A 12183-nucleotide genomic window follows, 5' to 3' on the forward strand; every position below is an offset into this window, starting at 1 on the left:
GCACGACGAACCCCACATCCCGTCCCGGAAGGATTCAGCATGAAGTCCCGAACCAAGCCGAACAGACTGCGCGTCGCCGCAGCCGCCGCTGTGGCCATGGCCATGGGCACCGTCGGTCTCACCGCCCTGACCGGCACCGCGAGCGCCGCGACGGACAACGTGACGGTGCAGTACCGGACCAGCGCCACGGGCGCATCGGCTGACCAGGCCGAACCCTGGCTCAAGGTCAGGAACACCGGCGACAGCGCCCTGCCGCTCAGCACCGTCAAGGTGCGCTACTACTTCAGGGCCGACTCGGCCGGCGCCGCCTACCGTTTCGCCTGCTCCTGGGCGGTCAAGGGCTGCGCCAACATCACCGGCACCTTCGGCACACTGGCCAACCCCACGGCCACGGCCGACCGTTACCTGGACATCGGTTTCACCTCAGGGGCGGGCACCCTCGCCGCCGGAGCCGACACCGGGGACATGCAACTGCGCTTCCACCGGGCCGACTGGCAGCCCCTCAACCAGAGCGACGACTACTCCTTCGGCGGTGCCCAGACGTCGTACGCGGACTGGTCGAAGATCACCGCCCAGGTGTCGGGCAGCACGGTGTGGGGCACTGCCCCCGAGGGCAACGAGCCGACCGATCCCCCGACCGACCCGCCCACCGACCCTCCGGCCGGCGGACCGAGCCTGTTCGACGACTTCAACTACAGCGGCTCCAGCGACCCGAAGATCTCGGCCAACGGCTGGAGTGTTCGCTCGAACTCCGGCGGGCCCGGAGTGCCCGGTGCGACGTGGTCCCCGGAAAACGTCACCTTCGCCAGTTCCGGCGGCAACTCGGTGATGAACCTGCGGACCTCGACCGCGGGAACGCCCGAGAGCACCAAGCAGACCGAAGTCCTCACCAAGGCGATGAAGTTCAAGAACGGCACTTACGCGGCCCGGGTCAAGTTCGCCGACGCGCCGGTGTCCGGACCGGACGGTGACCGCCTCGTCCAGACGTTCTTCACCATCAACGACCTCAAGGCGCCCATGGCCGACGACTACGCGGAGTACGACTTCGAGTACCTGCCCAACGGCGGCTGGGGCGAGCCGGCCAACATCCTGTACACGACGTCCTGGGAGACCTACAACCCCGATCCCTGGCAGGCCGTCAATCAGCACACCGAGTCCCGGCAGAGCTGGGCGGGCTGGCACGACCTGGTGCTCACCATCGACAACAGCACCATCAAGTACTACGTCGACGGCGGGCTCTTCGGCACCCACGACGCCGCCTATCTGCCCGAGCGCCCCATGTCCATCAATTTCAACCAGTGGCTGATCGACCTCGCGGGCCAGACCAGCACCACCCCGCGTGCCTACGACGAGCAGGTCGATTACGTCCTGCACGTCAAGGACCAGGTCTTGAGCCCCGCTGAGGTCGCCGCCAAGATCAGCACCTACCGCACGGCCGGCATCACGTTCGAGGACACCGTCCCCAACAGCTAGGCGTTTCTGCGGGCGGCGGCATCCGACCTCCCAAAGTGCCCCCTCGGCCCGGGACCTGACGGTAGATCAGCGGGCCGTGGTGGCGCATCATGGAGGCCGCCCGTCCCGTCAGAAGCGAGGTGGCGCGTCCCGATGAACCGCAAGACCAGAATCCTCCTGGCGGGCCTGGCCTCCGTGGGCGGCGCCGTCGCCGGGGCGGGCCTGCTGCACAACCGCCGGCCTGATCGCAGGGAACACCTCCACGTCACGGTCTTCAGCGAGCCCGGCTACATGGGCCGCAACGAGAGACTGACGTGGACCGGCGGCGTCCGCGAAGTCGTACCGCTCACCCGGGTACAGCTGCCGCGCATCGGCTCGATCAGGCTGGAGCGGCTCGTGTACCGCTTCCAGCCCGAGGTGCGGCTACCGAACATGTACATCCTCTGGCACGCCCTCACCGAGCGCCCGGACCGCACGGACCCCGAGGAGGGCGTGCTCAGCTTCATCGCCATGCACCAGCTCGCCGGCATGTTCTCGGTGGGCTGGTGGGAGCCGGTCCGCGAGTCCGAGGCGCGGTCGGGAGTGCGGCTCTGGGCCGAGCGCCCCGGCCATCCGCTGCCCGCGCACGGTGAGGGGGACCGTGCCGGCAAGGCGGCCGCTCCCGGCGCCCAGTCCTGGCAAGACATCCTGGCCAACACGCCCGACCTCGGCTCCTGGAGCACCCGCGCCCGCTACCTCGAACTCGGCTACCACAAGGAATGATCTTCAGTCCTCGGCATCTGTTGTGGCAGGCCGCGCAGTCAGGCGGTGCAGGCCCTTGCGGTCGTAATAGAGGGTCATGGCGAAGCCGAACAGCAGGGCGAGGGCAACGCCGATGGCGATCATGACCCAACCGCGGGTCAGCCCGGCGTCGGCCCGGGCGTCGAAGTAGAGGATGGCCCGCACACCGTCGCTCAGTTGCCGCATCGGTTCGAAGAGCGCCAGGAAGCGGTAGAAGCCCGGAACGGCATGGAGGGGAATCGTCGCCCCCGAGGACGGCAGGGCCAGGGCGATGAACACGAACATGGACACCACCTGACCGATCCCGCCGAAGGCCGCGTTGATGGCCTGCACTCCCAGGCCCACGGCCAGGCTCGCGCAGTAGGAGAAGATCCACAGCAGTGGCAGGTGCGACGCGTCCATGCCCAGGATCCCGATCGCGGCGATCATCAGGAGGCTGGTGGTGAGCACGGTGATGCCCGCGGTCATCAGCATCTTCAGCAGCAGCGTCTGCGTCCGACTGATCGGCACCGTGGGGCGCCGGGTGTGCCAGGGCCCGATCTCGTTGTCGGTGTAGCCCAGGCCCGCGTCGACGCCGTTGGTGATGATGTTTCCGCCCACGAACCCGGTGAGCACCAGGAGCAGAGTGAAGTAGAAGGCGGTCAGGCCGAGGCCACTGTGCTTGCCGAGGGGGTGGCCCACCTGGGTGGTGACGGTGATCGGGTCGCCGAGGAGCACGCGGGTCGTGGCGTTGACGCCCTGGGCGGAAGGCTGGGTCGTCAGCTGTCGGCCGATCGACAGGGATGCCTGGTGAGCCGCGCGCTGGGTGATCTGACTGGCCAAGGAGGAGCCGAGGCTGCCCAGGCCGGGGTTGGTCAGGACAGTGAGGGCGGGCTGCGCCGTGGCCTGAGGGGTCGTCAGCGCCGCCACCGACGAGGTGAAGTCGGCTGGGATGACCAAGGCGCCGTAGATCTTGCCCGACGCCAGTTGGTCCTCCATCTGGGCCTGGCTGAGCCGGCGCCACTCCACGGTGCCTGCCGGGGTCGCTGCGGTGACCGAGCTGCTCACCTGCGCGCCCAAGGTCTGTTGTTGTCCCGGCAGCGGCGGGCCCTTGTCCTCGTTGACCAGGGCGATCGGCAGATCGCGCAGGTTCCCGTTCGGGTTGAGGATGCCACCCAAGTAGAGCAGCGTCAGGCACAGGGCCACCAGTGCGCACAGGATGGTCGGCACCAGCCAGAGCTTTCCGTGACGCGCCACAACAAGGGCGCGTGCGAGCGATGGCTGCTGCCCGGAACCCGGCGCGGTCATGGAACTCCCATGGGGACACGGTCCTGCGCTGTCTGGACCTGCCTGCGGAGTTGGCTGTGGCACAGGAGCCGTACGCCCTGTGCCACAGCAGTCCACACACTCGGGAGTGACGAGCTCGGCCGACCCTCGAGCGACGATAGCCCTCTGTCGTCAGGGCATCACTCCACGACACGACCCGGTCGCGGGTCGCCTGGCTGTCCCGCCCACGACACCGTGCTGCATCCGGAGTTAGAGTGCCGTCGCTCCCCACGCCCAGCTGAAGGCCAGAGGAAGGCAGCGCATTCCGTGACCCACCCCCACGAATCCACGGGCTCCGTCGGCGAGCGCCGCCTGCAGCACGTTCTCGGCACGGCCGACCAAGCCGCCACCTTCTACGACCGCCAGGTGCAGACCTGTCTGACCCCACAGATGACGGACTTCATAGGACGGCAGACCATGGCGTTCCTGTCCACGTCGGACGCCGGCGGAGCCTGTGACGTCACCTTCCGTGCCGGCCCCCCGGGCTTCGTCACGGTGCTGGACGACGGCACCCTCACCTACCCCGAATACCGTGGCAACGGCGTCCTCGCCAGTGCGGGAAACATCACCGAGAACCCTCATATCGGCCTGCTCTTCGTCGACTTCGCCCATGACCACATCGGCCTCCACGTCAATGGCGCGGCTCGGCTCCATCGGGACGAGGAGCAGCGGCGGGCCTACCCCCACCTTCCTGTGGACACCGCTCCGGGACGCAGGCCCGAATTCTGGGTGCACATCACGGTGGAGGAGGCGTATGTGCACTGCTCGAAGCACATCCCCCATCTCGAGCCGGCGCCGCGTCCACGCCCCGGGGCCCAGCGGCCGAAGGATGCCGATTACTTCGTCCCCCGAACCGAGCACCAGTTCCCGCCGCACCAGAGCGAGCAGACCGCGGGAATTCATACCGGATCGCTGCCGGGCAGGGGTTGATCCGGCACCACGTACCGTCGCGGCCTCCGCGCGGCAGGGCGCGCGGAGGGCCACGGTACGGGTGTCACTGCTCCCGGGGACCATGACCGTCACGGGTCGACGAGCCCCCTGGGCACGCCGTCAGGGCGCCATCTCGTACGCCCCGGACAGTGCCTCGACACGCTCCCAGACGCGCTGCGAACGCGCTTCGTCGACGACGGGACGCCGGACCGCACCGAGCGCCCAGCTCTGCTGATCGGCAGTGGCGGAGTCCTTGCCGTGCAGCTCGACGGCGAAGGCGGAGAAGTCGCGGACGAGGACGGAGAACAGCTCGTCGAGCACGTCCTCGTCAAGGCCCGTCAGGCGGGCCTGCTCCAGGATCAGCTGGCCGTGCACCACGAGTGCGAACAGCTGGCCGACGGCGAGCAGGAGATCGAGGTCGCGGCTCTGCTCCTCGTCGGGGGCCGCGGTGGTGACGAACTCGCACAGGGCGTCGGCCTGCTCCCGGAAGCGGGCGACGTTCGGGACGCCGGCGTACGCGTCGTAGGCGGGGCGCCAGTCGTGGAAGCGTACGGAGCCGAGGCCACGGGCCGGTCCCTGATCGAAGAGGAACGTGTCGTCGGCCGCGTCGAGGCGGGTCGGCACGGGTGTGAACTCGGCCGGGTTCAGGAGGTGGTTGCGCATGAACTTGAGGATCAGCGCGAGGTTGACGTGGACCGTGCCCTCCAGCTTGGGCAGCCCCCGGATCTCGACGGCGGCCTGCGCGAAGTAGGTGTCCTTCTCGAAGCCCTTGGCGGCGATCACGTCCCACATCAGGTCGATGACCTTCTCGCCCTCCGTGGTCACCTTCATCTTCGTCATCGGGTTGAAGAGCAGGTAGCGGCGGTCGTCCGGCGAGGCGGAGCGGAAGTAGTCGACGGCGCGGTCGCTGAACAGCTTCATGCCGACGAGGCGGACGTACGCGTCGGCCAGCTCGCGGCGCACGTGCGGGAATGCGGTGACGGGGCGGCCGTACAGGATGCGGTTGTGCGCGTGGGTGACCGCCTCGTACATCGCGTGCTCGCAGATGCCGATCGAGGCGGTGCAGAGATTGAACTTGCCGACGTTGACGGTGTTGAGGGCGGCGTCGAAGGCAGCGCGGCCCGTGTGCAGAACGTCCTCCGGGCCCACCGGGTAGTCCTCGAGGCGGAACTCGCTGACGTACTTCGAGGAGTCGACGACGTTCTTTACGAGGTGGTAGGCCGGGTGGCGGCTGTCGGCGGCGAAGAAGACGTAGCCGTCCGGGCCCTCGATGTCGGTGCGCCGGCCGAAGACCGAGACGAGCGCTGCGGCATTGCCGTTGCCGATGTAGTACTTGGAACCCGACGCCCTGAAGCCGCCGTTGCCGTCCGGCGTCAGCAGCATGTCGGTGGAGTAGATGTCGGCGCCATGGGTCTTCTCGGAGAGGCCGAAGGCGAACACCTCGCCCTGGGTGAGGAGTTCGGCCGCGCGGGCGCGAGCCGCAGCGTTGTCGCTCTGCCAGACCGGTCCGAGACCGAGGATGGTCACCTGCCACGCGTACCAGTAGTCGAGACCGTAGAACCCGAAGATCTCGTTGAGGGCGGCGATCCGGGCCGTGTCCCAGCGCTGGTCCTTGTCGCCGGTGGCGGCGGACGCCGGGGTGAGGAAGGTGGCGAAGAGCCTTTCCTTGGCGGAGAACGCGAGGAAGTCGGCCAGCCAGGCGCGGGAACGGTAGTCCTCGATGAGCCTGCGCTTGCCTCGGTCCTCGAACCAGTCGACGGTGGCACGCAGCAACCTGCGGGTCTCCGGGTCGAACTGTGCCGGGTCGTACGTGCGCGGGTTGAAGAGGAGGGAGTCGGCCATGGAGGTCCGCCTTCCGTGGGTTGAGGGTGAGGGTGAGGGAATGAAGGTCGCGGAGCGCGGGCGGCGGTGGCCGGCGGCTCAGGGGTGTGGGTGCGGCGTGCAGAGTCGGTGGAGGGTGGCGAGTACGTCGTCGAGCCAGGCGATCGTCATCCGCTCGTACGCGATGCCGCCGCGCAGCACGACATGCTGGAGCTCCTGACCGGCGTCGAGCGAGGTGGGGGCCGTCGGGCCGGTGAAGTCGCGCAGTTCCCCGGCGAGATAGTGCGCGAGCCGGTCGCTGTGCACCTGGTGGTGTCGTTCGACCTCACGGATCAGCACGGACGGGTCGTCGAAGGCCGCGCCGCGGATCTTCACGGCGAGGTCGTGCCGGATGCTCTCGGGTTCGATCGGTTCGTGCAGCCACTCAGCGAGGGCGGCGCGGCCGGGGCCTACGACGGAGTACTCCTTCTTGTCCGGCCGACTCTGCTGAGGCAACCCGCGGACGGTGAGCAGGCCGTCGCTCTCCATGCGCTTGAGAACGCGGTAGATCTGCTGGTGCGTGGCGGTCCAGAAGTATCCGATAGACCGGTCGAACCGCCGGGCCAGCTCATAGCCGGAGCCCGGCTTCTCCAGCAGGGAGACGAGGATCGCGTGCTCGAGCGCCATTCCTCGATCTTCATATGCAACTCGTTGCATAGCCAAGGGGCCATGCCCGGATGAGACGGGGCTCACGCCGTGACACGTCGCCCGGTCGATCCCCGACCGCCAGTGCAGGGCGAGCTCAAGGCTTGGGCGTGACAGGGGGCAGCTCATATGACACCCCGGCGTATTGCTCCGACCTTCTTCGTCCAGACCATTGACCGGGTACGGCCAAGTCGCCACTCTGATGCATGTAGCTATGTAGCTGAATGCAGATCAGTTATATGAACCCCAATGAACCCCTGATCGCGTTCTGTGTCCTCGCGCCGCATCACGGCGTGCACCTCGTTCACTCCTGAACCCCCCACCTCAGGAAGGCAGGCCCCACCCATGAATCCTGTCCTGGACGTCATGGAGGAAGCACAGGAAACATCGGAGGAGAGCGCCTGGCAGAGCCCCGGGTACGCGGTCGTCGAGACCGCGCTCGAGGTCACCGCCTACGCCCTCGCCGACCGGTAGCCGCTCCGCCATGCTGCTGCGGGTGCTCGGCACCGCGGCGGGCGGCGGACTGCCCCAGTGGAACTGCGCGTGTCCCGGCTGTGCCGGGGCGCGCGCACACCCGCAGCGGCGCCGTCGGCACGCCAGTCTCGCCGTATGCACCGAAGCCGGCCGGTGGTACCTCGTCAACGCCACCCCAGACCTCGGCGACCAGATCGAGGACAGCCCCGAGCTGCACCCGGGCCCAGGCCCGCGCCAGACCCCCGTGGCCGGAGTCCTGCTGACCGATGCGGAGCTCGACCACACCCTCGGCCTGGCCCGGTTGCGCGAGGCGCGCAGCGTCGAGGTCCTGGCGACGGCCCCGGTGCTCACCGCGCTCCTCGACCGGCTGAGCCTGGGCGAGGTCCTCGGCCCCTATACCGGCATCGAATGGGGGGAGTTGACCACCCTCCCGAGACCGCTGGGCGAGCTGACGGTCAGCGCCGTCCCGGTGTCGGCCAAGCGCCCCCGCTATGCGGCCGGTACCGGCACGGACGAGCCGATGTGGTCGGTGGCACTACGGCTGCACGATCCCGCCGCGCGCAAGACGCTGCTGTACGCTCCCGCGCTCGCGGTGTGGAGCGAGGAGTTCCAGGAGGCCTGCGAGGGCGCCGACTGCGTCCTGGTCGACGGCACCTTCTGGGACGACGACGAACCGCTGCGCGCCGGATTCTCCACCCGCACCGCGACCGGCATGGGACATCTGCCGATCGCGGGACCGGGCGGCACCGCGCACCGGCTGTCGGCCCTGCGAGCCCGCTGTCTCTACACGCATCTGAACAACACCAATCCCCTCGGGGACCCCGGCGCCGCCGAGCACGAACAGCTCGCCGCCTGGGGACTCGAGACCGCCACCGACCGGATGGTGATAGAGCTTTGACCACCAACGCCCAGCCGGACGCCGCCTTGCCCCTGCCCGCGCCGGCCCCGGTAGCACCCCGCGCCCCGCTTCCTGAGGTCGCGCCAGCATGGAGCGCCGCGGAGTTCGAGGAGCGGTTACGCACCGTCGGCGCCGAGTCCTACCACGACCGCCACCCCTTCAACGTACGGATGCACGCGGGCGATCTCACCCCCGGCGAACTGCGCCGATGGATCACCAACCGGTTCCACTACCAGCGGCACATCCCCGTCAAGGACGCGCTGATCCTCGCCAAGTTCGACAGCGCGGCACTGCGCCGCAGCTGGCTGCGGCGGATCCAGGACCACGACGGCACCGTCGACGGCGAGGGCGGCATCGAGCGCTGGCTGCGCCTCGGCGAGGCCGCCGGGATCGAGCGGTCGCTGCTGCTCGACGGGCGGGCGGTGCTGCCGGGTGTGCGGCTGGCCGTGGACGGTTATGTGAACTTCTGCCGGCTGCGCCCCGCACTGGACGCCGTCGCCGCGTCCCTGACCGAACTGACCGCCCCCGCCATCATGCGCACCCGCATCGCCGCCTTCGAGCGCCACTACCGGTGGATCGACGAGGCGGGGCTCGGCTACTTCCGCGGGCGGATCGGGCAGGGCCGACGCGACAGTCAGGAAGCGCTCGCTCTGGTGCTCGCCTGGGCCCGCACCCGCGAGCAGCAGGAGCGCGCCATGGCCGCCCTCACCTTCAAGTGCGAGGTGCTCTGGTCGCTGCTCGACGCGGTGGACCGAGCCGAGGGAGGCGTGGCATGACGGGCGATACGTCGGCCGCAGCCGGGGTGCGAGAGGCCGAACCTGTCATGAGCTGGCGGCCCGCGCTCCGTCGCTCGGTCATGCTCCGCCACGACCGGATACGCGGCTGCGACCTGCTGCTCCTGCCGGAGCGGGTGGTCGTGCTGCACGGCGCCGGTGGGCAGATCCTGCGGCTCTGCGACGGCGTACGCGACCTCGGTGCGATCGTCGCCGTCCTGGCGGAGCGCCACCCCGACGCCCCCGTGGCATCGGAAGTGCCCGCGTTCCTGGCGCGACTGCGCGAGGAGGGCTGGCTGCGATGACCTCCGCCCTGCCCCACCCCGCAGCCGCGCAGGGTTCGGTCCCCGTGCCCGAGCCGCCCTGGGCCCTGCTCGCCGAACTGACCCACGGCTGTCCGCTGCGCTGCGCCTATTGTTCGAACCCCGACCAACTGGTTGGCCGGTCAGTAGAGTTGACCACGCAGCAGTGGACCGACGTGCTGCGCCAGGCCGCCGCGCTGGGTGTCGTACAGACCCATCTGTCGGGCGGCGAACCGCTGTTGCGGCGCGATCTGACGGCCATCGTGGCGACCGCGGTGGAGGCGGGCATCCACACCCAGCTCGTCACCAGCGGCGTCGGCCTTCACCAGGCCCGCCTCGAGGGACTGACAGCGGCCGGCCTGCACAGCGTCCAGTTGTCCGTGCAGCACTCCGACGCCGGGGCCGCCCAGCGCATCGCGGGTGCGCGGGCGTCGGCCGCCAAGGAGAAGGCGGCCCGCCTGGTCCGCGCCGCAGGGCTGCCGTTCGGCGTGAATGTGGTGCTGCACCGGGCCAACCTGGACGCCCTCGACGACCTGATCCGCCTCGCCCTGTCCTGGGGCGCGGACCGCCTGGAGCTGGCCAACACCCAGTTCTACGGCTGGGCCCTGCGCAACCGCGACGCCCTGCTGCCCGGCCCGGATCAGGTGGCCCGCGCCCGCGAGGTCCTGGAGACCTGGCGTACGCGGCTCGCCGGCCGCATGGAGCTGGTCTGGGTGGCCCCCGACTACGTGGACGGCGTCGCCAAGCCCTGCATGGGCGGCTGGGGTGCCCGTTCGCTCACCGTCGCACCGGACGGCTCCGTGCTGCCCTGCCCGGCCGCGGCCATGCTGCCCGACCTGGATCCGCCCCGGGTCACCGAGCATGAACTGGCCTGGATCTGGCGGGAGTCGAAGGCCTTCAACCGCTTCCGCGGCACGTCCTGGATGGGCGAGCAGTGCCGCACCTGCCCGCAGCGCGAGCGCGATTTCGGCGGTTGTCGCTGCCAGGCGTACGCGCTGACCGGCGACGCAGCCCGCACCGACCCGGCCTGCCGGCTCTCGCCCGACCACCACCTGGTCCGCGGCCTCGTCGAGCGGGCCGACCAGGGACATTCCACCGCCGTCAGCCCGCCCTACATCTACCGCACGGAGGGACCGTGAGAAGACCGTATGCGCTGCTGACAGCGGGCCTGGTACTGGCCGGCTGCGTGCTGACCGCACCACCCGGCGCCGCCTCGCCGGCAGCGGCCGACGCCCGCCGCGCCGACGTACAGGCTCCGCCGTACGAGGCCGAGAACGCCCGGATCTTCCAGGGCGCAGTCGAATCCAACCACTCCGGATTCACCGGCACGGGATTCGTCAACTACACCAACACCAGCGGGAGTTACGTCGAGCTCACTGTCACCGCCGACCAGGCCGCCGCCACCGCCCTCACCCTGCGCTACGCGAACGGAACCACCACCGACCGGCCGCTGGCCCTCACCGTCAACGGGACCCCCGCCGCCACCCCGGCCTTCGCGCCCACCGGCGGCTGGTCCAGCTGGCGCACCCAGTCCCTGACCGTCCCGCTGAGACAGGGCAGCAACACCATCCGCGCGACCGCGACCACCGCAGGCGGCGGCCCCAACCTCGACGCCCTGCTCCTCGGGCACGACGACACGGGCGCCATCGACTGGTCGACCGCCATGATCGACTCCACGATGGCGCGCTACACCCCCACCACCATCGGCGGCTGGTCCTACCCGGTCGGCCTGTACCTGTACGGGCAGTACCTCACCTATCAACGCACGCACGACGCCCGCTACCTGACGTACATCAAGAGCTATGTGGACCGCTTCGTCGCCGCTGACGGCTCGATCGGGCAGAGCTTCAGCAACCTCGACAGCATGCAGGCCGGCCGGCTGCTGACGATCCTGCACCACGAGACCGGCCAGGACCGCTACCGCATCGCCGCCCGCAAGATCCGCGACCGGTTGAACACCTACCCGCGCACCAGCGAGGGCGGCTTCTGGCACGCCACCTCCGACAGTCGCGCGCACCAGCTGTGGGCGGACGGCGTCTACATGGTCAACCCGTTCCTCGTCGAGTACGGCAAGGAGTTCGCCGACACCACGTATGCACATGACGAGGCGGCCAAGCAGCTCTACGTCTACGGCAGCCATCTTCAGGTCGGAAACGGCCTGCTGCGCCACGCCTGGGACGAGTCCAAGACCGTGAGCTGGGCCGATCCGCAGACGGGGCTCGCGCCCGAGCACTGGTGCCGGGCCGTCGGCTGGTACTCGATGGCCCTGGTCAACGTCCTGGACGCGATTCCCGCCGACCATCCGCGCCGCACCCAGCTCCTTGCCATCCTCACCAAGCTCGCCGCCGGCCTGGAGCGCTACCAGGACCCGGCCACCGGCCGCTGGTTCCAGGTGATCGACAAGGGCGGGCGCAGCGACAACTGGACCGAGACCTCGTGCTCCAGCATGTTCACCTACGCCCTCTCGCGCGGCGCCGAACAGGGCTATCTGGACGCCCACTACGCGGACGTGGCCCAGCGCGGCTACCAGGGCGTCCTGGCGAAGATCGCGCTCGGCGGCGACGGCCGGACCAACCTCACCGACATCTCCATCGGCACGAACGTCGGCGACTACGCCTACTACGTGGCCCGCACCAGGGCGACCGACGACTTCCACGGTCTCGGCGCCTTCCTGATCATGAACGAGCAGCTGAGAGGCAGGTAATCCGCCAGGTGCGCCTCAAGCGGGGCTTCCACCGCTCCCTGGGCGACACCTCCGGTCCCT

Annotated in this window: 12 protein-coding genes and 1 pseudogene; 10 read left to right on the forward strand and 3 right to left on the reverse strand. The window is 69.5% G+C overall.

Annotated features, from left to right (window positions below):
- Positions 1 to 39 precede the first annotated feature (39 nt).
- Positions 40 to 1473, forward strand: coding sequence for a cellulose binding domain-containing protein (locus OG254_RS01640; protein ID WP_405576594.1), 1434 nt, complete (start codon positions 40 to 42; stop codon positions 1471 to 1473).
- A gap of 132 nt (positions 1474 to 1605) precedes the next feature.
- Positions 1606 to 2214 carry a hypothetical protein gene (locus tag OG254_RS01645; protein ID WP_405576596.1) on the forward strand — a complete coding sequence of 203 codons (609 nt, stop codon included), beginning with the start codon at positions 1606 to 1608 and terminating at the stop codon, positions 2212 to 2214.
- A 3-nt stretch (positions 2215 to 2217) separates the two neighbouring features.
- On the opposite strand, the gene OG254_RS01650 is transcribed toward OG254_RS01645, so the two are convergent.
- Positions 2218 to 3519, reverse strand: coding sequence for a YhgE/Pip domain-containing protein (locus OG254_RS01650; RefSeq protein ID WP_405576598.1), 1302 nt, complete (start codon positions 3517 to 3519; stop codon positions 2218 to 2220).
- Positions 3520 to 3804: 285 nt separating this feature from the next.
- On the opposite strand from OG254_RS01650, the gene OG254_RS01655 reads away from it, so the two are divergent.
- On the forward strand, positions 3805 to 4467 hold the full coding sequence (locus OG254_RS01655) for a pyridoxamine 5'-phosphate oxidase family protein (RefSeq protein WP_405576600.1): 663 nt from the start codon (positions 3805 to 3807) through the stop codon (positions 4465 to 4467).
- 120 nt (positions 4468 to 4587) lie between these two features.
- On the opposite strand, the gene OG254_RS01660 is transcribed toward OG254_RS01655, so the two are convergent.
- Both OG254_RS01660 and OG254_RS01665 read right to left on the reverse strand, forming a co-directional pair.
- A complete protein-coding gene (locus OG254_RS01660) occupies positions 4588 to 6309 on the reverse strand; it encodes an acyl-CoA dehydrogenase family protein (protein WP_405576602.1) in 1722 nt (573 codons plus the stop codon).
- A gap of 78 nt (positions 6310 to 6387) precedes the next feature.
- Positions 6388 to 6954, reverse strand: coding sequence for a PadR family transcriptional regulator (locus tag OG254_RS01665; RefSeq protein WP_405576604.1), 567 nt, complete (start codon positions 6952 to 6954; stop codon positions 6388 to 6390).
- 363 nt (positions 6955 to 7317) lie between these two features.
- Between OG254_RS01665 and pqqA the strand changes: the two genes are divergently transcribed.
- The 7 genes and pseudogenes from pqqA to OG254_RS01700 all read left to right on the forward strand — a co-directional run bounded on the left by pqqA (position 7318) and on the right by OG254_RS01700 (position 12123).
- On the forward strand, positions 7318 to 7446 hold the full coding sequence (gene pqqA / locus OG254_RS01670; protein ID WP_147995344.1) for a pyrroloquinoline quinone precursor peptide PqqA: 129 nt from the start codon (positions 7318 to 7320) through the stop codon (positions 7444 to 7446).
- A gap of 10 nt (positions 7447 to 7456) precedes the next feature.
- Positions 7457 to 8344, forward strand: a complete 888-nt coding sequence (gene pqqB, locus OG254_RS01675; protein ID WP_405576607.1) for a pyrroloquinoline quinone biosynthesis protein PqqB — start codon at positions 7457 to 7459, stop codon at positions 8342 to 8344.
- Positions 8345 to 8376: 32 nt separating this feature from the next.
- Positions 8377 to 9120, forward strand: coding sequence for a pyrroloquinoline-quinone synthase PqqC (gene pqqC / locus OG254_RS01680; protein WP_405594785.1), 744 nt, complete (start codon positions 8377 to 8379; stop codon positions 9118 to 9120).
- Positions 9117 to 9422, forward strand: a complete 306-nt coding sequence (gene pqqD, locus OG254_RS01685; protein ID WP_405576609.1) for a pyrroloquinoline quinone biosynthesis peptide chaperone PqqD — start codon at positions 9117 to 9119, stop codon at positions 9420 to 9422. Before pqqC ends, pqqD begins: the two co-directional genes overlap by 4 nt.
- Complete coding sequence (pqqE, locus tag OG254_RS01690) at positions 9419 to 10558, forward strand: pyrroloquinoline quinone biosynthesis protein PqqE (RefSeq protein WP_405576611.1); 1140 nt, start codon at positions 9419 to 9421, stop codon at positions 10556 to 10558. Before pqqD ends, pqqE begins: the two co-directional genes overlap by 4 nt.
- Positions 10559 to 10605: 47 nt before the next feature.
- A pseudogene (locus OG254_RS01695) lies at positions 10606 to 10956 on the forward strand (chemotaxis protein); the annotation flags it as partial.
- Between the two features lie 78 nt (positions 10957 to 11034).
- The gene (locus OG254_RS01700; RefSeq protein WP_405594788.1) at positions 11035 to 12123 is read left to right on the forward strand and encodes a glycoside hydrolase family 105 protein; all 1089 of its coding nucleotides are present in this window, start codon (positions 11035 to 11037) and stop codon (positions 12121 to 12123) included.
- Positions 12124 to 12183: the final 60 nt, after the last annotated feature.

The sequence above is a fragment of the Streptomyces sp. NBC_01092 genome (assembly GCF_045039535.1).
Classification (GTDB): Bacteria; Actinomycetota; Actinomycetes; order Streptomycetales; family Streptomycetaceae; genus Streptomyces.